Annotated in this window: 21 protein-coding genes and 1 pseudogene; 11 read left to right on the top strand and 11 right to left on the bottom strand. The window is 50.1% G+C overall.

Annotation, left to right across the window (positions count from 1 at the left end):
• The first annotated feature begins 45 nt into the window (after window positions 1–45).
• On the top strand, window positions 46–1,026 hold the full coding sequence (gluQRS, locus tag EZ315_RS07065; protein ID WP_135471461.1) for a tRNA glutamyl-Q(34) synthetase GluQRS: 981 nt from the start codon (window positions 46–48) through the stop codon (window positions 1,024–1,026).
• A 71-nt stretch (window positions 1,027–1,097) separates the two neighbouring features.
• On the opposite strand, the gene EZ315_RS07060 is transcribed toward gluQRS, so the two are convergent.
• The 10 genes from EZ315_RS07060 to EZ315_RS07015 all read right to left on the bottom strand — a co-directional run bounded on the left by EZ315_RS07060 (window position 1,098) and on the right by EZ315_RS07015 (window position 10,001).
• Complete coding sequence (locus EZ315_RS07060) at window positions 1,098–1,820, bottom strand: SGNH/GDSL hydrolase family protein (RefSeq protein WP_135471460.1); 723 nt, start codon at window positions 1,818–1,820, stop codon at window positions 1,098–1,100.
• A 14-nt stretch (window positions 1,821–1,834) separates the two neighbouring features.
• A complete protein-coding gene (locus EZ315_RS07055; RefSeq protein ID WP_135471459.1) occupies window positions 1,835–2,614 on the bottom strand; it encodes a tRNA threonylcarbamoyladenosine dehydratase in 780 nt (259 codons plus the stop codon).
• A gap of 9 nt (window positions 2,615–2,623) precedes the next feature.
• Window positions 2,624–2,980 carry a hypothetical protein gene (locus tag EZ315_RS07050; protein ID WP_135471458.1) on the bottom strand — a complete coding sequence of 119 codons (357 nt, stop codon included), beginning with the start codon at window positions 2,978–2,980 and terminating at the stop codon, window positions 2,624–2,626.
• A gap of 178 nt (window positions 2,981–3,158) precedes the next feature.
• A complete protein-coding gene (locus EZ315_RS07045) occupies window positions 3,159–4,316 on the bottom strand; it encodes a sodium ion-translocating decarboxylase subunit beta (protein WP_135471457.1) in 1,158 nt (385 codons plus the stop codon).
• Between the two features lie 19 nt (window positions 4,317–4,335).
• Window positions 4,336–4,770: a biotin/lipoyl-containing protein gene (locus tag EZ315_RS07040; RefSeq protein WP_135471456.1), complete on the bottom strand. Its 435-nt coding sequence runs from the start codon at window positions 4,768–4,770 to the stop codon at window positions 4,336–4,338.
• 32 nt (window positions 4,771–4,802) lie between these two features.
• Complete coding sequence (locus EZ315_RS07035) at window positions 4,803–5,732, bottom strand: OadG family transporter subunit (protein ID WP_135471455.1); 930 nt, start codon at window positions 5,730–5,732, stop codon at window positions 4,803–4,805.
• 17 nt (window positions 5,733–5,749) lie between these two features.
• A complete protein-coding gene (locus EZ315_RS07030; RefSeq protein WP_135471454.1) occupies window positions 5,750–7,303 on the bottom strand; it encodes an acyl-CoA carboxylase subunit beta in 1,554 nt (517 codons plus the stop codon).
• Window positions 7,304–7,420: 117 nt separating this feature from the next.
• The gene (gene mce, locus EZ315_RS07025; protein WP_135471453.1) at window positions 7,421–7,840 is read right to left on the bottom strand and encodes a methylmalonyl-CoA epimerase; all 420 of its coding nucleotides are present in this window, start codon (window positions 7,838–7,840) and stop codon (window positions 7,421–7,423) included.
• A 102-nt stretch (window positions 7,841–7,942) separates the two neighbouring features.
• Window positions 7,943–9,145, bottom strand: coding sequence for an MFS transporter (locus EZ315_RS07020; RefSeq protein ID WP_242452529.1), 1,203 nt, complete (start codon window positions 9,143–9,145; stop codon window positions 7,943–7,945).
• Between the two features lie 271 nt (window positions 9,146–9,416).
• Entirely contained in the window at window positions 9,417–10,001 is a 585-nt protein-coding gene (locus EZ315_RS07015; protein WP_135471452.1) for a hypothetical protein, read from the bottom strand.
• A 288-nt stretch (window positions 10,002–10,289) separates the two neighbouring features.
• On the opposite strand from EZ315_RS07015, the gene pfkA reads away from it, so the two are divergent.
• From pfkA to EZ315_RS06975, 8 genes and pseudogenes are all read left to right on the top strand, one after another.
• Window positions 10,290–11,270, top strand: a complete 981-nt coding sequence (pfkA, locus tag EZ315_RS07010) for a 6-phosphofructokinase (protein WP_135471451.1) — start codon at window positions 10,290–10,292, stop codon at window positions 11,268–11,270.
• A gap of 24 nt (window positions 11,271–11,294) precedes the next feature.
• Entirely contained in the window at window positions 11,295–11,963 is a 669-nt protein-coding gene (locus EZ315_RS07005; protein ID WP_135471450.1) for an ABC transporter ATP-binding protein, read from the top strand.
• Between the two features lie 32 nt (window positions 11,964–11,995).
• Complete coding sequence (locus EZ315_RS07000) at window positions 11,996–12,325, top strand: hypothetical protein (protein ID WP_135471449.1); 330 nt, start codon at window positions 11,996–11,998, stop codon at window positions 12,323–12,325.
• Window positions 12,326–12,327: 2 nt separating this feature from the next.
• Entirely contained in the window at window positions 12,328–12,669 is a 342-nt protein-coding gene (locus EZ315_RS06995) for a hypothetical protein (protein WP_135471448.1), read from the top strand.
• Between the two features lie 228 nt (window positions 12,670–12,897).
• Window positions 12,898–13,131 (top strand): 4Fe-4S binding protein, encoded by a 234-nt coding sequence (locus tag EZ315_RS06990; protein ID WP_135471447.1) that lies wholly within the window; start codon window positions 12,898–12,900, stop codon window positions 13,129–13,131.
• A 44-nt stretch (window positions 13,132–13,175) separates the two neighbouring features.
• Window positions 13,176–14,258 carry a 3-methyl-2-oxobutanoate dehydrogenase subunit VorB gene (locus EZ315_RS06985; protein WP_135471446.1) on the top strand — a complete coding sequence of 361 codons (1,083 nt, stop codon included), beginning with the start codon at window positions 13,176–13,178 and terminating at the stop codon, window positions 14,256–14,258.
• Window positions 14,255–15,016 (top strand): thiamine pyrophosphate-dependent enzyme, encoded by a 762-nt coding sequence (locus EZ315_RS06980; protein ID WP_135471445.1) that lies wholly within the window; start codon window positions 14,255–14,257, stop codon window positions 15,014–15,016. Before EZ315_RS06985 ends, EZ315_RS06980 begins: the two co-directional genes overlap by 4 nt.
• A 3-nt stretch (window positions 15,017–15,019) precedes the next feature.
• Window positions 15,020–15,555 (top strand): annotated as a pseudogene (locus EZ315_RS06975) (2-oxoacid:acceptor oxidoreductase family protein).
• 323 nt (window positions 15,556–15,878) lie between these two features.
• On the opposite strand, the gene EZ315_RS06970 reads toward EZ315_RS06975, so the two are convergent.
• Window positions 15,879–16,526, bottom strand: a complete 648-nt coding sequence (locus EZ315_RS06970; RefSeq protein WP_135471444.1) for a MarC family protein — start codon at window positions 16,524–16,526, stop codon at window positions 15,879–15,881.
• A gap of 394 nt (window positions 16,527–16,920) precedes the next feature.
• Between EZ315_RS06970 and EZ315_RS06965 the strand changes: the two genes are divergently transcribed.
• Window positions 16,921–20,097, top strand: a complete 3,177-nt coding sequence (locus tag EZ315_RS06965) for a SusC/RagA family TonB-linked outer membrane protein (protein ID WP_135471443.1) — start codon at window positions 16,921–16,923, stop codon at window positions 20,095–20,097.
• A gap of 37 nt (window positions 20,098–20,134) precedes the next feature.
• Window positions 20,135–21,676, top strand: coding sequence for a SusD/RagB family nutrient-binding outer membrane lipoprotein (locus EZ315_RS06960; protein WP_135471442.1), 1,542 nt, complete (start codon window positions 20,135–20,137; stop codon window positions 21,674–21,676).
• The last annotated feature ends 110 nt before the right edge of the window (window positions 21,677–21,786 follow it).

The following is a 21,786-nucleotide window of genomic DNA, read 5'->3' as shown; positions in this document are numbered from 1 at the left end:
ACACGCTTACAAAAATTAGCTAAATTTGCATGTCAATTTAACAATATGGATAGCAAATCCTGTAAAAACAAATCCTGTGTCACACCGGTAGGAAGATACGCCCCCTCTCCTACCGGAAGGATGCATCTGGGCAATCTGTTCTCAGCTCTCCTGTCCTGGCTGTCGGTCCGTTCACGCAACGGCCGCTGGGTGCTACGCATTGAGGACCTTGATCCTCAGCGCAGTAAAGAGGAATATGCAAAACTGATCGAGGACGATCTCCATTGGCTTGGTCTCGACTGGAACGAAGGCGGACTTTCCGACCGCGGTCCTCACGGCCCATACCGGCAGAGCCTGCGAGGCGACATATACCGAATCTATCTCAACAAGATCCGCGCCACAGGATACAGTTACCCCTGCACATGCACGCGTGCCGACATAATAGCCACACAAGCCCCTCATCAGAGTGACGGACGAATCATATACGGCGGACATTGCCGTCCCACATCTTTGCCGTCATTCCTCCCCGAGCACCCGACAGCCAGACACTCCACACGCCTGTATGTACCCGACGAGGAGATACTGTTCACCGACACCGTATACGGAAACCAGAGGGTCAATCTCACGCATGAGTGTGGCGATTTCATACTCCAACGTGCCGACGGAGCCTGGGCATACCAGCTCGCAGTAGTAGTTGACGACGCCTTGATGGGGATAAATGAAGTGGTGCGCGGAAGCGATCTTCTCCTTTCAGCCGCCCAGCAGACCTATCTGTACCGTCTGCTCGGACTAACCCCTCCCGCCTATGCCCATGTGCCGCTCATATGCAATTCCGATGGGGTGCGCCTCTCCAAACGCGACCGTTCACTAAGCATGGATGAACTGAGAAAAAGACACACGCCACAAGAGATTACAGGCATCCTCGCCCATTTATCAGGCATCCTACCAAGCCCGGCACCGTGCACTCCTCACGAACTTATCACCGAATTCGCCTGGAACAAAATCCCCCCGAAAAAAGAAATACCCATCGACCAAACATCCATATAAAAATAGATCAAGATGCACCTTAATATGATTAAGGTGCATCTTGATCTATTTTTATAGCATTATATTTATCCTTATCTTATAGCTTCGAGCACTTGTGTGGCGATCTGCTTCATGCCTTTACGTGACGGATGACCCGAAAGCTTGTCTATGTCGTGAAGCTGGATATAAGCCACCTTGTAATGGTCACACACAGCCTTGATGGAGGATTCTATCTCAGGCTTAAGCCCATTGTTGATTATGAAATAAATGGCTGTGCCGGGGAAGCGGTTGACTGCCTCGGAAAGCAGCCGGCTCATGGCTGGACGGAATTTATAAAGATCCTCGCGTGCGACATCGCTATAGACGAACTCCCCTAAAGGTGATCCTGCCCAGCTGTCATTGGTCGCCCCGAAAATGAGCAGAATGTCGGGCGAGCCAAGACGCGGCAGACGTGTGATGAACGAACGGTCAGAGTAATCCTCGCCCTGGTAGCCTGTAAACGATATGGTGGCACCGCTGTAGGAATCATTTACTCCGAGTATATATCCGCCATCATTGATAAGCTGCCACCACCAGGTCTGCTTGACATCGTTGACATCGGTCTTTTTTGCCTGTATCTTATCTGTCAACGGCGTTGTGTCATACCAGCAGGCATAGCTGTCAGGTATATAGCCCTTGAATGTAGAATATGAGTCACCAAGGATAGAGACAACAGGCTTGGCCGAATGTGGTCCTTTCGCTTCGGCGGGTGACGATAGCACTAAAGAGAACAGTGCGACAAAAACAGAAACAAGAAATGTGTGGTTACGTAGCATTATTGTGAATATGATTAAAAAGTGTGATGTCTGCTTATCGCATCACGTATCACAAGTGATGCAAGGGTGATTCCGAATATTGAGGTGATGTGCATGAGCGAGCCGTTTGTCACAGCCTTGTTGAATGACATCGGTGCCATGCCGTCATCTGTAGCGACAGGCTCATATTCCTTAGAATTAGGCACAAGCTCGTCGGAATATACGCATTTGAACTTATGGGCGGGAAACTGTCCGGATTTTTTGAACTTACGTCGCAAGGCGGCTGCAAGCGGACATCCTTTCACCTTCCAGAACTCTGCCACCGCTATGCGGGAGGGATCGAGCTTGAGGGCGGCACCCATTGAAGAATAGAGCTGCATGCCTCTATGTCCGGTCATCGACTCGGAGGCATTAAGGATGAGAAGAGCCTTGTCGGAGAGGGAGTCAATGGCATCGATCACATAATCGTATTGTTCGAGATTGAATGAGGATGCCGTAGATGCATTATATAGAGTGTGAAGCGCAGTTACAGAGGCTTCAGGATTGATGTCGAGAAGATGTTGCCTGAGCACATCAACCTTGACCTGCCCTACGGTGGAGGCAAGGGCTGGAAGCTGACGGTTGATATTTGACGGAGCGACATTATCGGCATCGACAAGGGTGATATGCGTGACACCGGTACGCACAAGCGTTTCAGCAGCCCAGCTCCCCACGCCGCCTACACCAAATATTATTACATTTATGTCATCAAGACGTCTTAGCCCGTCATTGCCAAGCAAGCGGGCTGTACGATCAAATATCTGGGAGCGTTGCATATCGGTTAATTAAGAACCTCGGACCACAGCGGTCTTGATGCGCTGCCACACAGTGGGTCTTTCATCGTCGAGGCGCAGATGAATATTTACATCAGAGTTTTCCTTGTTCAAGAAAATAATAGAAGCCGGAAGGACTATCGCAATCACCATCTCGAATTCCACTATCTCATGGATGCGCTTGAGCTCGATAGTCGAGAACGGAGAGGAGGGCTCGATACTGCCGATATAAAGGTTTTCTTCATCGATGAATATACCGTGATTGTCCATGGTATAATCAAAGATGAGTCCCAAATTAAGTTCATCCGGTGACTTGGGAGGACGGTTGAACTGCTTGTAAAGCGTATTGATGACTTGTTTTGTTACCATTTTGGCCGATGTTAAGTTGATGAGCTATGTGACAATTAGGAGAGAATGATGTGCTCACGTTCTGTGTTCCTATTACTAAACGCCCAAATTATGCGCAAAGTTCGATGTATGTGTAAAATTCCTGACAAAAGAAAATAAGGTGCTGCACCGGCACACGATGCAACACCTTATTAATAATTTAGGCAAGGAAGCCGAGGAGAACACCCGCTGCAACCGCCGAACCGATGACGCCAGCCACATTCGGACCCATAGCGTGCATAAGCAGATAGTTGGAAGGATCGTACTCCAGACCCAAGTTATTGGAGATACGTGCTGACATAGGCACAGCCGATACGCCGGCATTGCCGATGAGCGGATTGATCTTCTTGTCCTTGGGGAGGAAGAGATTGAACAGCTTGACAAAGAGCACACCACTTGCGGAAGCGATGATGAACGCCATAAATCCGAGCAGGAAGATGCGGACAGTCTCCCATGTAAGGAACTCGGTAGCCTGAGTGGAAGCACCCACTGTCATGCCGAGAAGGATTGTGACAATATCGGTAAGAGCGTTGCTCGCAGTCTTGGCAAGACGGTTGGTCACGCCACACTCGCGCAGAAGGTTACCGAAGAAAAGCATACCAAGCAGAGGAATGCCGGAGGGCACCACGAAGCAGGTGAGGATCATACCTACAATCGGGAAGATAATCTTCTCGTTCTGCGACACGGCACGTGCAGGCTTCATCTTGATTACGCGCTCATGTTTTGTCGTGAACAGGCGCATCAGCGGCGGCTGTATCACAGGCACGAGTGCCATGTAGGAATAAGCCGATACCGCTATGGCTCCCATAAGATTGGGGGCAAGCTTGGATGAAAGGAAGATAGCTGTAGGACCGTCGGCTCCACCGATGATAGCTATGGCACCTGCCTGATCGGGAGCGAACCCGAGCAGCAGAGCCACCATATATGCACCGAAGATGCCAAACTGGGCTGCCGCACCGATAAGCATGAGCTTAGGGTTGGCTATCAGTGCCGAGAAGTCGGTCATAGCACCAATGCCGAGGAATATCAGCGGAGGATACCATCCTGCGCTCACACCATTATACAGGATATTGAGCACAGACCCCTCTTCGTATATACCTACCTCAAGTCCGGCAGTTGTGTTGAACGGGATGTTGCCGATAAGTATACCGAAGCCGATGGGAACGAGAAGCATGGGCTCGAAATTCTTCTTTATGGCAAGCCATATGAAGAAGAGTCCCACCACAAGCATCGCGATATGCTCCCATGTGGCATTGTAGAAACCTGTCAGGTGCCAGAACTCCTGAAGGTTTTGCATTATAAAATCTCCAAAACTCATAATAAAAGCAATTAAGAGATTATTCGAGAGTTATGAGAACTGCACCGTCGAGCACCGAGTCGCCCACGTTGACAGCGATGGAAGCCACCTTGCCGTCCTGTCCGGCGTGGATAGCGTTCTCCATCTTCATAGCCTCAAGCATAACTACGGTGTCGGATGCTTTTACATTGTCGCCAACCTTCACCTGAACGCTCATCACCACACCGGGGAGAGGAGCCTTGACCTGGAAACCTGAAGCCGAAACAGGGGCCTTGGTTATGACCTTAGCTCCGGTGTCAGTACGCGGTGCCGCCGATGGGCGGGGCTTGCTCACGATGGTGACAGGTTTTTCAGTCTTCTCAAGCTCCACTTTGTAGGGAACGCCGTTGACTTCTACCTTAGCGAGATTGTTGTCGATGTCGCCCACTTTCACCGTGTAGGGGTTGCCGTTGATGCGATACTTATATTCTTTCATGATTAAATTTACTGATTGAATGAGGGTGTTGATTAACGGCGCGGGAGCTCGCGCAACGAGTAGATTTTAGAACTCCAGGGTGAGTAAGCACGACGCACCTTATTGATTGTGAGCACTGTGCTCTCACGGTCGTGAGCGTCGAGATGGTCATGAAGTGCCATGGAGATGGCAGCGATGACCTCACCGGTATCATTGTCGGGACGGCCCTCCGATACCACTTCGGGAAGAGTGTCGGCAAGAGCTTTCTCCTTACGTTTGGTGGAGATACGCGCACCTATCTTGTTGATGATATTGAAGCACAATGCAAGCACGAGAAGAGCGGTGAACACGATGCACATAGCCATGATTGCCATGCCGAAACCGTTCTCGTCCTGCTCGGCGAACATATCCACCTTCAAATTGGTGCTCTTTATGACATTGTTGCTCGAAGGGGTGATGTACTTCTCTTCCGATCCGTCACGCACCTCCCAGGCATCAACATCGTTCACTCCGCCCTCGCCGTCAACCTTGCGTGCATAGGTCTGACCGGGCTTAAGATCACCAGGCACCGTGATCTCATCGATCAGCGATTTGCCGTCGGCATCATAGATGGCAATATAATTGTCCTTGCCCGGAACGAACACGAAATTAGTGTGGAATGTGCCTTTATTGGGCTGTCCGTCAGCCCAGAAAAGAATGTGCTGGCGCGGAGGGATCTCAGTGTTGACATCCCCGAGCGGCACGGGATAAAGCGTAGGCTTGGACGGATCATTGGTCAGGAACACACTTGAAATCTCAAGCGGACCGAAAGTGGAGTTGAAAAGCTCCACCCAGGCATTGTACCTGCCAAAGTCGTCGACCACGCTGGTGGAGTCGTTGGCTATCATCACCTCATTGATCCTGAGACCGCGACGTCCCTGGGCTGAGATGGCGATTACGCCTGCGAGTGCCACCACGAAGAGGGTTAATATTCTCTTTTTCATATCGGTTGCGTGGGGGATTATAGAGGTATGTTACCATGCTTCTTGGCGGGGTTGACCACCTTCTTGGTAGCGAGCTGCTGGAGAGCGCGGATAACACGGAATCGTGTGTTGCGCGGCTCGATGACGTCATCGATATATCCGTAACGTGCTGCATTGTAGGGGTTGCAGAAGAGTTTGTTGTACTCTGCCTCCTTCTCCTGAAGCACCTTGGCGGGATCGTCGGAAGCCTTCGCCTCCTTGGCATAAAGCACCTCAACGGCTCCTGCGCCACCCATAACCGCAATCTCGGCTGTAGGCCAGGCATAGTTCATATCGCCGCGGAGCTGCTTGCACGACATCACGATATGGCTGCCGCCGTAGCTCTTGCGGAGTGTGACGGTTACCTTGGGCACTGTAGCCTCTCCGTAAGCATAGAGGAGCTTGGCTCCGTGAAGGATGACACCGTTGTACTCCTGACCTGTGCCGGGAAGGAAGCCCGGAACGTCAACGAGGGTGACAAGGGGTATATTGAACGCATCGCAGAAACGAACGAAACGCGCGCCCTTGCGGGATGCGTTGCTGTCAAGCACACCGGCAAGGAACTTGGGCTGATTGGCGACAATGCCGACAGCCTGACCGTTGAATCGGGCAAAACCGATGATGATGTTCTTGGCATAGTCGCGCTGTATCTCAAGGAATTCACCGTTGTCGACTATAGCACCAATCACCTCATACATATCATAAGGACGGTTGGCTGAATCTGGTATGATCTCGTTGAGAGAATCCTCCAGACGGTCGATGGGGTCGTTGCACTCTACCAGCGGCGGCTCCTCAAGGTTGTTCTGAGGAATGTAGCTGAAGAGCTTGCGGATGATCGACAGTGTCTCCTCTCCATCCTCGGCTGCGAAATGGGCCACACCGCTCTTCTGAGAATGAACGGCTGCTCCGCCGAGTGCCTCCTGGCTCACATCCTCTCCGGTGACAGTCTTTACAACCTTCGGACCTGTGAGGAACATATAGGAAATACTCTTGGTCATAATAGTGAAGTCAGTGAGGGCGGGAGAATACACCGCACCGCCGGCACACGGACCGAGGATACCTGAAATCTGAGGTATCACACCTGATGCAAGGATGTTACGCTGGAATATCTCGGCATATCCGGCAAGAGCGTTGATGCCTTCCTGGATACGGGCACCACCTGAGTCGTTAAGACCGATGACAGGAGCTCCCATTTTCATCGCCATATCCATTATCTTGCAGATCTTGAGAGCCATAGTCTCACTGAGTGATCCGCCAAAGACAGTGAAATCCTGTGCGAACACATACACGAGACGTCCTTCGATAGTACCGTAACCGGTAACAACGCCGTCACCGAGATAGCTCTTCTTCTCCTGTCCGAAGTTGTAGCAACGGTGACGCACGAACATATCGATCTCCTCAAACGAACCTTCGTCGAGGAGCTGGGCTATGCGCTCGCGGGCTGTGTACTTGCCGCGTTCGTGCTGTTTCTGGATGGCCTTTTCACCACCGCCCAGACGAGCCTCCTCGCGCAAGGCGATAAGCTCTTTTACTTTTTCAAGCTGATTGCTCATTCTATTGTCATGAATTTACAGTTTAAAAGTTTATAAAGCCTTCCATGAGAGGACAGCACCTCAGGCTAATCCACCTGCCAACCGACTTTATAAACTTTCTTTACTCTTTATATTTTACTATTTATTGGGGTCCTCGCAGAGCTCTATGAGAGTGCCGCAAGTTGACTTCGGGTGAAGGAATGCGATATTAAGACCCTCGGCACCCTTGCGGGGAGCCTTGTCGATAAGACGGCAACCCTTCTCCTCGACTTCGGCGAGAGCATTTGCCACACCATCCTCAATGGCGAGCGCAATGTGCTGTATGCCACCGCGTCCGCCGTTGTTGGCTACAAACTTGCTGATCGCGCTCTCGGGGGAAGTGCCCTCAAGAAGCTCAATCTTTGTCTGACCGATCTTGAAGAATGCTGTGCGCACCTTCTGGTCCTCTACTTCCTCTATAGCAAAACACTTGATGCCAAGGGTGTTCTCGTAAAAAGCGATGGCCTCCTCCAGATTGGGGACAGCGATGCCGACATGTTCGATATGCGAAATATCCATTGTAAGTATATGATTATAAGTATTGTTTTTTAAGGTGTTTACTTAATCGTTGCAAATGTAATCAAATTTTCGGTAATCTCAAATATATCACTGCTGAGTTTTTCACCTATTCCTCAGATTTGGCAGAAGTCCCGCCACTACGCCCAGCAACGGGGTGTAGGCACACACATTGTAGACCATCTCAATGCCATAAGTATCGGCAAATCCTCCCAATACGGCCGACGCTATGCCTCCCACTCCGAACGAGAATCCGAAAAACAATCCGGATATCATACCAAGCTTGGAGGGCAACAGCTCCTGAGCATACAGAAGTATGGCAGGAAAAGCCGATGAAAGCATGAATCCTGCACAGAAACTCAGCACCACCGTGACTGGAAGAGACACATGTGGCATAAGCAGGCTGAACGGAGCGGTGCCGAGTATAGAGACCCATATCACTATCTTGCGTCCGTAACGGTCACCCACAGGTCCTCCTACAAGAGTCCCAACAGCCGTGGAGACCACAAACACAAACAGGAATATCTGGGACTGCGACACACTGACACCGAACTTATCTATCAGATAGAACGTATAATAGCTCGACAATGATGCCATATATATGTACTTGGAGAAAATAAGCACGGCAATCACCGCTATGGCAAACACCGTCATCCTGCGCGACAACGGCAACTTCAATGGCTGGGACACCCCTTGCGGACGGCTGCGAAGATCCCTGAGATAAAGACCATACCATCTACATATCGGTCTCATAGCGGCAAAACACAGAGTGGATGCCACAAGAAACCACACCACATAATGCCTCCCGTGAGGAGCAACAATCAGAGCCACGAGCAACGGACCCACAGAGCCGCCGAAATTACCTCCGACCTGAAACACCGACTGGGCAAATCCTCTTCGCTCTCTTCCGGCAAGCGAAGTGATGCGCGACGCCTCGGGATGGAGCGTCGCTGATCCTATACCTACCATAAACACCGACACAAGTATGCCCGCCATAGTATCGCAATAGGCAAACATCACTATACCTATCGACGTGGACACCATGCCGGCAGGGAGACTGAACACAAACGGACGCTTGTCGAAAGCATACCCCACTACAGGCTGGAATATCGACGCTGCCATCTGATACACAAGAGTTATTATACCAATCTGACCGAACGACAGACCAAGATCTGCCTTAAGCATCGGATACATAGCTGTTATCACCGATTGCAACAGGTCATTAAGACAATGTGCGGCACTCAGAGCGAGAAGCACATGAAACGTCGGCATCTCAGCCAGATGTTTGATCTTTCCTATGATATTCATTGAAGCAGTTACATCATTAATTACAGTGCAAAGGTACTCATTATTTCCATGAAAACGACCTTTAACAAATCTTTGCTCATTGACACAATCGCACCGACAGCCTATGCCTCCGACCCCTTACAATATGACAAATGAAATAAATGACCAAGGATGAAACCACAATATTCATCCTTAGTCATTGTTATGTTACCTTTCGAAATCTGAACCGTTTAGCTTTTCGCTACAAAATCAGTAATTGGACCAATCAATGATTATGACAACCAGCCGATTTTCACTTTTTATTATATAACTTAATCCATTCACGTACTAACAATTGAGCCCTGTCCTGAGAAGATCTGATGACATCATTATCTACCGCATTCATAAGAATAGGCTTATTTCCCATTAATGCCTCATAAAGCACTTGAGTGAAAAAATATTTCCTATCCATCATTTTTTCAAGAACCAAAGGTATTATTTCCTCCCCCATCTCTAATAACTTATCAAATTCAGGCACCTCCATCCGTGAATACATGGAACTGCTCACAAGCACTCGCATATCCTCTCTTGACGCATCATACCAATCACTATGCAATCTTTCAAATTCACTGCGTATATCTGATTTTACTTTTTGCGCATTCTGACTGATAACCTCTTGCTCTGACTTTGTCAACTCAATTATCGTATCACCAATCTTTGAACATTTTGAAAGACTGCCTTCATACGAATTTGATATACTACCATAAATATCAATATTTAATCCTTCTCGATTGCATGCTAAATCCACATTAGAAACATCGTCCAATAATACCGTTCCATTACCTGTGAAACCTACCAAAAGCACTATGGGTAATAAATAAAAGGAGAGACTGTTCATAATTACAACTATTTTAACTGGTTATTCGCAAATATAATAAAAAAACAACCACAAAACAATCTACCTTCCGCTCTTTTGTTTTTTTTAACTAAAATCTCGTATTACATATCATAGCGACCTTATTTTCAGAATAATCCAACATCACACCAAGCATTATCACAACTATTATCAACATCATGTCTTTTTGAATATATTATTTAGAGAAAACCGTCTCCAAATAACTTTATTTTCCTTTTCCGTATCTCACTTTTTATTCCTAACTTTGTGTCTTGAAACAATAGGTACACAATGGCACAAATTAATTGCGTGGGCATCCTCACCTCAGGAGGTGACGCCCCAGGAATGAACGCCGCCATCCGCGCGGTAACACGCTCCGCCATATACGGTGGACTCCGTGTGAAAGGCATATACCGCGGCTATCGCGGACTGATCACTGATGAGATTGTAGAATTCAGGACCCAGAACGTATCCAACATCATACAGGCAGGCGGCACAATCCTCAAGACAGCCCGCTGCAAGGAGTTCACCACTCCCGAGGGCCGCCAGTTGGCTTACGACAATCTCAAACGCCAGGAGATCGACGCCCTTGTGGTGATCGGAGGTGACGGCTCACTCACCGGTGCCCGCATCTTTGCCAACGAATTCAACATCCCCATCATAGGACTCCCCGGCACCATCGACAACGACCTATACGGCACCGACTCCACTATCGGTTACGACACAGCCCTGAACACCATCATGGAATGTGTCGACAAGATACGTGACACCGCCACAAGCCACGAACGGCTGTTCTTCATTGAAGTCATGGGCCGTGACGCAGGGTTCCTCGCCCTCAACGGTGCCATCGCTTCCGGAGCCGAGGCAGCCATCATACCGGAAATATCCACCGAGGTCGACCAGCTTGCCGAGCTCATAGAACACGGTTTCCGCAAAAGCAAGAATTCATCCATCGTTCTCGTTGCCGAGAGCCCTGTGACAGGAGGCGCGATGGGGCTTGCGGAACGTGTCAAAAACGAATATCCCGGATATGACGTACGAGTATCAATACTCGGTCACCTACAGCGCGGCGGTTCTCCCACTGCATTCGACCGCATACTTGCTTCGCGCATGGGTTCAGCCGCAATCGACGCTCTTCTTGAGGACCAGCGCAATGTGATGATAGGTATGCGCAACGACGAGATCGTATATGTGCCTTTCTCCAAAGCAATCAAGAACGACAAGCCCATCAAGCGTGACCTTGTCGACACCCTGCGCCGACTATCCATATGATCAGCAGCCAATAGGGCTACAACCATGATTGAAGTAAAGGACATAATCAAGAGCTATGACGGCCTGCGGGTGCTTGACGAGGCGAGCCTCACCATCAATGATGGCGAGTTTCTCTCCATTGTCGGGCCCAGCGGAGCCGGCAAAACCACGCTGCTTCAGATAATAGGCTCTCTCGAAACTCCCGACAGCGGCAAAGTGATCTACGACGGCACCGACATAGTGAAGATGAAGGAAGCCCAACTCGCAGCATTCCGCAACCGCAATATGGGTTTCGTATTCCAGTTCCATCAGCTGCTGCCCGAATTCTCGATGGCTGAAAATGTAGCCATGCCTGCCATGATAGGCGGCATGGGACGCAAAGAAGCCATGGAAAGAGCCGCCGAACTGCTGGACGGACTCGGCCTGGGCGGACGACTCACCCACCGCCCCAATCAGCTATCGGGTGGCGAACGCCAACGTGCAGCCGTGGCGCGCGCCCTAATCAACGACCCCAAGGTGATCCTTGCCGACGAACCGTCAGGAAGCCTTGACTCCCACAACCGCGAAGAGCTATACAGGCTGTTCTTCGACCTGCGCTCGACCACCGGCAAAACATTCATAATCGTAACCCACGACGAATCGCTCGCATGCAACTCCGACAGAGTCATCCACATGGCCGACGGCAGAATCATTGACGACATCCACTCAATATAACCTCTCACCTCATCATCACCGCACCAATGAATATGACGCGCATCCTCCGGCACCTATACATTATAATATTGCTTGCCAGCACATTGTCCTCTTGTCGGGAGGAGGGTGTCGACCACGAGGTAGATATGACCTGTACCGACATAGTGACCTTTGCAGGCAACATTGACGGCCGTGCCACATTCACGTTCAATAAAGTGGACGACTCTCCCGAGATCACCCTCAGAGCCCAAGGAATGCTCAACACCGGGAGCATCGATGAAGGATCAAGGATGCTCATCTACTACATCCCTGAAAACAACGAGGCATACAACTCAGGGAATATATATCTGCGAGGGGCACTCCTATCACTTGTTCCGATATAAACATGACATGGCGTCCGGAATTTGACATGTGGCATAACGACAAAGTATACCTCTACAGCACATGGCGTTCAGGCAAATACATCAACGTTCATGTACGCCTCACATATTCCACCGAGCCACGCATATTCTGTCTGGCTGTGGACCCCGGCACCATCGATCAGAAAATGCCTGACGTATATCTGGTACACATCATCTCAAAAGATGTTGACTATCACGACCGTGCATACTACGCATCCTTTGACATATCACAGCTGTGGTCACTCCCCAATGTCGAAGGAATAAGGCTTCATGTTGCAAACAGCAACCTCGATAAACAAATTTTCACATTTGCGAAGCCGCAATAACCCTCAACATACCTTAACACACTAAACAGCAGCCGATTTTAACTGACTGCGCATAGTCCATAGCATTGTGCAATTGGTTAAATAAATATTATTTTTGTCCTATTCGGGGATTTTTGTTTAAATTTGTGTTGTACAATAACTAAAAATACGAGATGCAGTTGTTCCCCGGCAATTCATCACAACAGAAAGAAGCCTTGAATTACCGCACTCTCAGAAATACTTTTAACTATGGCAAAAATTACAGGTGCTGTGGACATAGACCGAGAGAGGTGCAAAGGATGTGACCTCTGTGTAGTGGCTTGCCCATGCAATGTGCTCAAGCTTCAGACCAAGGATGTCAACGACCGTGGTTATCACTACGCCCAGGATATCGCCCCTGAAGCCTGCATAGGGTGTGCAGCCTGTGCCACCGTCTGCCCTGACGGATGCATCACAGTGTACCGCGTAGTTGAAAAATCCTGACTCCCCATCCCCCCTCTCACATCCATCACCCCCCATACAACGATATGGAAGAAGAAGTAACATTAATGAAAGGCAATGAGGCTATAGCCCATGCAGCCGTACGCTACGGAGTGGACGGCTATTTCGGCTACCCCATCACGCCTCAGAGCGAAATCCTCGAAACCCTTGAAGAGCTCATGCCGTGGGACACCACCGGCATGGTAGTGCTTCAGGCGGAGAGCGAAGTAGCAGCAATCAATATGGTGTATGGCGGAGCCGCCACTGGTAAAGCCTGCATGACATCATCCTCCAGCCCAGGCATAAGCTTGAAGCAGGAGGGAATATCATACATAGCCGCCGGCGAACTCCCCGCACTCATCATCAACTGTATGCGCGGAGGCCCCGGACTCGGAACCATACAGCCATCACAGAGCGACTATTTCCAAGCCACCAAAGGTGGAGGTCACGGCGACTACCATCTGATAGTACTCGCGCCTGCATCCGTACAGGAAATGGCCGATTTCGTTGGGCTCGGCTTTGACCTTGCCTACAAATACCGCAATCCCGTGATGATGCTTGCCGACGGCGTGGTAGGTCAGATGATGGAGCGTGTCAAGCTACCTGCCCCACGCCCGCGCCGCACCGATGAAGAGATAGCCCGCGAATGCCCCTGGGCAGTCACCGGATGTCCCGAGTCGCGCAAACCCAACATCATGACAACCCTTGAGCTTGTGCCTCAGGAGATGGAGAAACACAATCTGCACCTACAGGAAAAATACCGCCACATCGAGGAATTCGAACCACGATGGGAGGAGCATGAGACCGAAGACGCAGAGTATCTCATAGTGGCATTCGGATGCGTGGCACGCATATGTCAGAAAGCCATGGAGGATGCCCGCGCCCAAGGAATCAAAGTAGGTCTTCTCCGTCCCATAACCCTGTGGCCTTTCCCCTCTGAAGCCATCAAGCGTCTGAGCAAAAGGATGAAAGGTATTCTCGTAGTGGAACTTAACGCCGGTCAGATGATCGAAGATGTGCGCCTGAGCCTCGAAGAGCCTCGCCCCGTGCACCATTTCGGACGCATGGGCGGCATAGTCATGGACCCTGACGAAGTACTCGTCGCACTTAAAGAAAAGTTTGAGCTATGACACCTGAAGAAATCAAGCAGCCCTGCAATATCGTAGCATCCAAGCCACGGCTCCTCAACGACAACACAATGCACTATTGCCCGGGATGCTCCCATGGAGTGGTCCACAAGTTAGTGGCCGAGGTGATAGAAGAGATGGGGGCCGAGCACTCAGCCATAGCAATAGCACCGGTAGGATGCGCCGTGATGGCCTACAACTATATTGACGTTGACTGGATCGAAGCGGCCCACGGTCGTGCACCGGCGATAGCAACAGCCGTAAAAAGGCTCAACCCCTCGCGCCTGGTGTTCACATATCAGGGCGACGGCGACCTTGCTGCCATAGGCACAGCCGAGACCATCCATGCAGCCAACCGCGGCGAAAACATAGCCATAATCTTCATCAATAACGGCATATACGGCATGACCGGAGGGCAGATGGCTCCCACCACACTCGAAGGCATGGTGACAGCCACCACCCCCTACGGCAGACGCGTAGACCTGAACGGATATCCCCTCAACATCTCCTCGCTGCTCGCCCAGCTCCCTGGCACGAGCTATGTGACACGCCAGTGCGTTCACACAGCACCCGCTGTAAGAAAAACCAAGAAAGCCATACGCCAGGCTTTCGAAAACTCGATGCAGGGCAAGGGCACATCGGTAGTGGAAATCGTATCAACATGCGTTTCAGGATGGAAAATGACTCCTGAAAAAGCTAATAAATGGATGGAAGAGAACATGTTCGAGCACTATCCGCTCGGTGACTTGAAAAACGAATAAGCTATGAAAGAAGAAATCATTATAGCCGGATTCGGCGGTCAGGGGTTCTGTCAATGGGAAAGATACTTGCCTATGCCGGACTCATGGACAATCTCGAAGTCACCTGGATGCCATCATACGGTCCCGAACAGCGTGGCGGCACTGCCAACGTCACAGTGATCATCTCTGACAAACCAATCTCAAGCCCTGTGCTCAACCGCTACGACACAGCCGTGATACTCAACCAGCAGAGCCTCGACAAGTTCGAAAGCAAAGTGAAAACAGGCGGCACACTCATATACGATCCCTACAGCATCCACCATGCGCCGACTCGCACCGACATCAATGTCCTGCCGGTGAATGCCATGGAAGCCACATTCGAGCTGTCGTCAGCAAAAAGCTACAATATGGTGCTACTCGGAGCGCTCCTTAAAGTGAAACCGCTCGTGAGCGTGGATGCAGTGATGCGCGGACTCAAAAAGACTCTTCCCGAACGCCATCACCACATGCTCCCTGTCAATAAGGACGCGATAATGCGTGGAATGGAGCTCGTAAAATAAGAAATTCAGACAACAACATCAGTAGTTCAACAGAGAGAGAGAGAAAGGCAGAAGGGAACGTGAATCCTTCTGCCTTTCTCTGTGATGTGGTGTGGCTGCACAGTAATAACCGTAGCAGACAAGGCGGATAAAACAGCATTGGTGCTCCTTATGCAACAAATCCGCACCGTGCTGACGTTTTCACAAAAATAGCATTACTTTTGCAGTAGCGAAACAGCGGTTTCGGAAATCACCGTTTCCGCAACCGCAAACTCCAAAAGGATTATAATAACACCTTGTAACAGAATAGCACACTGGCAGATTGCCAGTGTGCTTCTTTACATTCATATAAGACCGTTCCCGGATTGGATAATCTCGATAAGAATAGGTTTCACGCCACCGACAAAACACTCCACAGCTATCACCGTAAGTATAAGCCCCATGAGACGCATCATCACATTGATGCCTGTGTCGCCAAGCAATTTCACAAGACGCGTCGAAGCACTCAGTATCACATAAGTCAGCAGATATATCAATGCGATGGACCCTATGAGGATACCCTGCATAGTCAGAGAAGTGGAATCATCCATAAGCATAATACCGTTTGCTATCGCGCCCGGACCACAGAGCATAGGTATGGCAAGAGGGGTTATGGATATGTCATTGGCATAGACCTTGACCTCCTCCTCGCTAAGTTTCACATGGGAATATTTCGCCTGCAACATATCAAAGCCAATCTTAAAGATAACGAATCCCGCAGCGATGCGAAAACCGTTGGTCGATATTCCGAACAATGTGAAAAGCACCTGACCACACACCGTGAAACATATCAGAATGATGAATGAAATGATAGTGGCACGCTTGGCAATAGCCGTACGCTGCGAGTTGTCAAGATCCTTGGTCATTGACAGGAACACAGGCATAGTGCCCAGCGGATTAGCCAATGTGAAAAACGATGTGAGACAAATAAAAGCAAAAGGTAGATTATCCATGGTTATGTCAGATTTACATGGACGCAAAGTTACATCTTTTTTTCCTTAAACAAGTTTTCACACTAATAAAAAATAAGAATCTCAAAATGCCACTGAATTCTCTATTACACACATCTGCCGGCTTATAATGCCAGATATTTCCCACCATTTAACTATTGTAAGACAAACACGCCATTTTTTGAGATAATTCATTATATTTTTGATGAATAAACAATAATTCTCAATTAAAAAGAGTATTTTAATTAACTTTTATAAATATTATTTAATTTTATTTTAATAAAATAATTTACCCCCCCCATAAAAATATATTACATTTGCAGCTCAAAAAGCTATAAATCGTAAATAAATATCAATTTCTAAGGCTAATTCATCAAATCTATTATTTATTCACTGTATGAGAAAGCTATTATCATTACTTCTTACATTCCTCACGGTGAGTGTGAGCGCGATTGCTCAGGAAATCACCATCCAAGGGAAAGTGGTCTTTTCAGGCGACAACGAGCCATTGATCGGAGCCACCATTATCCCGGTGGGAGGAGGAACAGGTGTCAGCACCGATATTGACGGAAATTTTTCGCTTAAAGTGCCCGATACAGTCAAGAAAATCAACGTAAGCTACGTCGGGATGACCACACAACAGGTTGATGTGACACCTGGACAACCTATGACCATTGCTCTCAGCACCTCTGAGGCTATGCTTGATGAGGTCGTAGTGACAGCCTTCGGTGTGAAGCGTGACCGCAAAGGGCTCGGATATGCCGTTCAGGACCTCAAAGCCGAGGACCTCAACACAGCAGGCACCACATCACTGTCGAGCGCGATGCAGGGAAAACTCTCAGGAGTGGAGATACGCCCCTCGTCAGGAGCCCCCGGAGCGTCAAGCAATATCACGATCCGCGGTGTCAGATCATTCTCCGGCAATAACGCGCCTCTTTATGTAATAGACGGCATGCCTGTCGAATCCACCCCGGACGTGGTACAGTCAGCCAACGGAATGGTGTCGCACGCATCGTATGCCGACCGCGCCATCGATATCAATCCTGACGACATCGAGTCAATCAACGTGCTCAAAGGACAGGCAGCCGCAGCTCTATACGGCATACGCGCCACCAACGGTGTGATAGTCATTACCACCAAGCGTGGAAGCGGACTCACAAGCTCACGACCTGTCATCACAGTATCGACCGACCTGTCAAGCGAACGCATATCCCGGAAGTTCAAACATCAGGACATCTATGCTCAGGGTATGGGAGGAAAGTATGACCCCACAGCTTCAATGACATGGGGCCCCAAGATATCCGAACTCCCTAACGACGCAAACTATGGCGGCAACACCGACAACAGCTACACACGCCAGTACGGAATGCATCCCGGCATGTACTACAACCCCAAGCGCGCACAAGCCGGACTGGACGGATGGACAACACCTCAGATATATGACAATGTTGGCGATTTCTTCTCAAACGGATTTACCGAGAATGCCAATTTCTCAATAACCCAGCGCACCGACCGCACATCCTATGCATTCGGACTCAACAACTCCCATCAGGAAGGTGTGGTCAAGAACACAGGTCTTGACCGCTGGGGTGCACGCGGAGCCCTCGACTGGTACATCAACAGCCAGTGGAAAGTAGGCTTCACCTCCAATTATGTACACACCAACATCCGCACAGCCCCACAGGCCAACTCCGGCATTGTGAACGTAGTCTACTCGGCTCCTGCCGAATATGACCTCAAGGGCATACCTTCGTCAGTCCCCGGAGATCCATCAAAACAGATCTCTTTCCGATCCACAACATTCAACAATCCATACTGGTGGGCAGAAAACAATGCCTACACCCAGTCCACACAGAGATTCTACGGCAACGCTTACGTTGAATACCGTCCGCAGATCAACTGGGGAGACGCATTTGACCTCATGATAAAAGAGCAGATGGGTCTCGACGCCTACACCTCACGCTACTCCACAATACAGGAGATGGGAACAGCCCAGGCCAACACAGGATACATCGAGAATCAGACATACACCCGCCAGACGTTCAACAACCTCATCACCGCCAACTTCACCGCAGAGTTAGGTGACAACCGCGACTGGAACTTCGGGCTCCTCGTGGGAAACGAGGTCAACAATGACAAGCTCGTATCATCCGACTATATAGGCTCAGGGCTCGCTTTCTACGGACAGCCCACCATCAGTAATTGCACCACTATGACCTACGGTTACGAAGCACCATCCCAGGACCGTACCGTCGGCATCTTCTTCAACGCGTCCGCCGCATGGCGCGACATGCTCTTCCTTAACGTCACCGGACGTAACGACTGGGTATCGTCAATGCCACGAGGCAACCGCTCATTCTTCTATCCCTCAGTATCTCTGTCATGGGTGTTCACCGAACTTGAAGCCCTGAAAGGCAACGATATCCTCACATTCGGCAAGATCCGCTCATCATATGCCGAAGTGGGTCAGGCTGGAGCCTATCTCAAGAACTTTGCCTATACACCCACTTACGGAGGCGGCTTCTACGGCATCGACCCTGTCAACTATCCGATCAATGGAGTGTCGTCGTTCGTTACATACTGGCGTGAGTACGACCCCAATCTCAAACCACAGACCACCAAGAACTGGGAACTCGGACTCGACCTCCGCATGTGGAACGACCGCGTGAAATTCGAGTACACATATTCTTATCAGGATGTGCGCGACCAGATATTCCAGGTTCCGATGGACGGTGCCACAGGCTACCAGAGCATAATGACCAACGGAGGACGCATCACCACCAACACTCATGAGATCAACGCATCTGTCACAGCCTACACATCACGTGATTTCGCAATCGACCTCGGTGTCAACTGGACCAAATACGAATCCATTGTCAAGGAACTCGCTCCCGGCGTCGACAACATCATGCTCGGCGGATTCGTTGAGCCTCAGGTACGAGCCTACACAGGTTACAGCTATCCCGTGATATTCGGCAACTCCTTCATGCGCGACGAGGCAACCGGGCTATTGCTCCTCGATGCCGACGGACTCCCTATGACCGACGGCAACTCCAAGGTGATAGGCACATGCACACCCGACTTCAATATGGGCATAAGCACCAACATCCGATACAAGCGTTTCAACCTCTCATCCACATGGAGCTGGCAGAAGGGCGGCGAGATGTATCACGGAACATACGGAACAATGCAGTCGTTCGGCGCAACCCAGGAATCAGCCGACCGCGAGCAGAAGATCCACGTCTCAGGTATCGATTATGACACACGCAAGCCTGTGGAGTATGATGTGGACCGATACAGGTGGAACGATGTGTACTACAACATATCAGAAGGCATGATTGTCGACACCGACTTCGTCAAGCTCAGAGATCTAACCCTCACCTACCAGCTCCCACGCATTGCCGGATTCGACATAAGTGTATCAGGATTCGCACGCAACGTGCTTGTATGGGCAAAAATGGATGATTTCGATCCCGAGTCATCCGTCGGCAACAACAATTCAGGAGGCTACTTCGAGAGATATTCCCTCCCTAACACAGCTTCATTCGGCGGAGGCCTCAAACTCACATTCTAAACACCGACTCCAAACATAAATAACATTGACATTCAAAATGAAACTATATAAATTTATTCCGGCAGCCGCTCTACTCCTCATGGCTTCCTGCTCCGAGGATGAGATGGACCGCATCAACACCGATCACGGCAATCCCCCGATCGACGTAATCAACGGACGTCTGATGATCACCGATGCCATCACATCCACAGGATTCACCACCGCAAGCGGCGATTACTCATATTATGCATCGGTATACAACGAACAGATATTCGGCACAGGCAACAACCAGTTCAAGAATGCCGAGCTCCGACAGATATCAGAAGTGGCAGGCTCATCCACATTCAACAATGTGTGGAACGGCACATACGCCACTCTCCTGAACCTGAAAAGCATAATCGCCAAATGCGGTGAAGGAGGCCTCAACAGCGGACAGAAGGACCTTTTAGGAATGGCACAGGTGCTCGCCGCGCTCAACTGGGGCATACTCACCGACATGCATGGTGACATCCCCTGTTCAGAGGCACTGCAAGGAGGCGCGCTAAAGCAGCCCAAACTCGACACGCAGGAATCGATCTACAAATACATTTTCGCTCTTCTTGACGACGCTATCGCCAATCTGACCGAAGCAAAGACCAAGGGGATGAGCAATGTAGGAGACCAGGACCTCCTCTACGGCAATGACAACAGCAAATGGCTTGCCGCCGCCCATGCCGTGAAAGCGCGTTACAAGCTTCACATGATGAAAAGAGACGCCAATGCCGCCGCCGAGGCTCTGACCGAAGCTCAGGCTGCGATCGATGCCGGATTTGACGGCATGGTGCTCGACATCTACGACGGCACTGAATCACTCATGTCACCATGGCAGGCATTCCAGTACAGCCGCGACTACTGTGCATGCACCACAACCGTGCAGTCTCTGCTCAAGGATCGTCAGGACCCTCGCGAGAACGTATACATATATTATTATAGTGCCGGCGACGAAATGGACCCTGCCGATCCGGACTACCAGGCCCCTGTGTGCGGCATACCCGGCGACGAGACCATGGCAGTGCTTTCGGGCGCATGGTCCCTGAGCGCACCTAAATGGCTCACATACAACGCAGCAGGTGACTATCCGCTGTACCCGACAGCCACCACTCACATTCTTTCACTCTCCGAGGTGTATTTCATCATGGCTGAAATACAGGCTCGTAACGGAGCTGACTGCACCGAGTCCCTGAGCTCAGCCATCAATGCCAACTTCAATGACATCAAGACGTTCGGCTCTATCAGCCAGTCGGCATCCGAATATGTAGCCTCTCTGTCTTCTCGCATCTCCGACAATCCTGTCAAGGAGGTAATGGTACAGAAATATCTTTCTCAGTGCCGCGACGAACAGGTCGAGACCTACAACGACATTCGCCGCTGCAAAGCTCTTGGCGAGGAATTCATAACCCTCACCAATCCCAAGAACATGAACGGCTCATCATCACGCTGGCCTCTGCGCCTGCCCTATGGCAACTCAGGTGTTTCATCCAACACCAATGTGCGTGAAGCCTACGGCGACGGTCTATACGTGTTCTCTGAACCGGTATGGATATTCGGCGGCACACGATAAAAGAAGATCCAATGGCTAAATAATATCTAAATGATTGAAGAGCTCCTGCCGGGAAGGCAGGAGCTCTTTTTAATATCCTGATTGTCCGACGCCATAAAGCGACAATCACC

The organism is Duncaniella freteri, from assembly GCF_004766125.1.
Lineage (GTDB): Bacteria > Bacteroidota > Bacteroidia > Bacteroidales > Muribaculaceae > Duncaniella > Duncaniella freteri.
Note: the sequence above shows the minus strand (reverse complement) of the source record. Positions and strands in the feature narration are given on the sequence as shown.

Bases quoted from the DNA above. Each gene is read 5' to 3' on its own strand.
- gluQRS (WP_135471461.1), top strand. From the start codon at position 46: ATGGATAGCAAATCCTGTAAAAACAAATCCTGTGTCACACCGGTAGGA.
- EZ315_RS07060 (WP_135471460.1), bottom strand. From the start codon at position 1,820: ATGCTACGTAACCACACATTTCTTGTTTCTGTTTTTGTCGCACTGTTC.
- EZ315_RS07055 (WP_135471459.1), bottom strand. From the start codon at position 2,614: ATGCAACGCTCCCAGATATTTGATCGTACAGCCCGCTTGCTTGGCAAT.
- EZ315_RS07050 (WP_135471458.1), bottom strand. From the start codon at position 2,980: ATGGTAACAAAACAAGTCATCAATACGCTTTACAAGCAGTTCAACCGT.
- EZ315_RS07045 (WP_135471457.1), bottom strand. From the start codon at position 4,316: ATGAGTTTTGGAGATTTTATAATGCAAAACCTTCAGGAGTTCTGGCAC.
- EZ315_RS07040 (WP_135471456.1), bottom strand. From the start codon at position 4,770: ATGAAAGAATATAAGTATCGCATCAACGGCAACCCCTACACGGTGAAA.
- EZ315_RS07035 (WP_135471455.1), bottom strand. From the start codon at position 5,732: ATGAAAAAGAGAATATTAACCCTCTTCGTGGTGGCACTCGCAGGCGTA.
- EZ315_RS07030 (WP_135471454.1), bottom strand. From the start codon at position 7,303: ATGAGCAATCAGCTTGAAAAAGTAAAAGAGCTTATCGCCTTGCGCGAG.
- mce (WP_135471453.1), bottom strand. From the start codon at position 7,840: ATGGATATTTCGCATATCGAACATGTCGGCATCGCTGTCCCCAATCTG.
- EZ315_RS07020 (WP_242452529.1), bottom strand. From the start codon at position 9,145: ATGAATATCATAGGAAAGATCAAACATCTGGCTGAGATGCCGACGTTT.
- EZ315_RS07015 (WP_135471452.1), bottom strand. From the start codon at position 10,001: ATGAACAGTCTCTCCTTTTATTTATTACCCATAGTGCTTTTGGTAGGT.
- pfkA (WP_135471451.1), top strand. From the start codon at position 10,290: ATGGCACAAATTAATTGCGTGGGCATCCTCACCTCAGGAGGTGACGCC.
- EZ315_RS07005 (WP_135471450.1), top strand. From the start codon at position 11,295: ATGATTGAAGTAAAGGACATAATCAAGAGCTATGACGGCCTGCGGGTG.
- EZ315_RS07000 (WP_135471449.1), top strand. From the start codon at position 11,996: ATGACGCGCATCCTCCGGCACCTATACATTATAATATTGCTTGCCAGC.
- EZ315_RS06995 (WP_135471448.1), top strand. From the start codon at position 12,328: ATGACATGGCGTCCGGAATTTGACATGTGGCATAACGACAAAGTATAC.
- EZ315_RS06990 (WP_135471447.1), top strand. From the start codon at position 12,898: ATGGCAAAAATTACAGGTGCTGTGGACATAGACCGAGAGAGGTGCAAA.
- EZ315_RS06985 (WP_135471446.1), top strand. From the start codon at position 13,176: ATGGAAGAAGAAGTAACATTAATGAAAGGCAATGAGGCTATAGCCCAT.
- EZ315_RS06980 (WP_135471445.1), top strand. From the start codon at position 14,255: ATGACACCTGAAGAAATCAAGCAGCCCTGCAATATCGTAGCATCCAAG.
- EZ315_RS06970 (WP_135471444.1), bottom strand. From the start codon at position 16,526: ATGGATAATCTACCTTTTGCTTTTATTTGTCTCACATCGTTTTTCACA.
- EZ315_RS06965 (WP_135471443.1), top strand. From the start codon at position 16,921: ATGAGAAAGCTATTATCATTACTTCTTACATTCCTCACGGTGAGTGTG.
- EZ315_RS06960 (WP_135471442.1), top strand. From the start codon at position 20,135: ATGAAACTATATAAATTTATTCCGGCAGCCGCTCTACTCCTCATGGCT.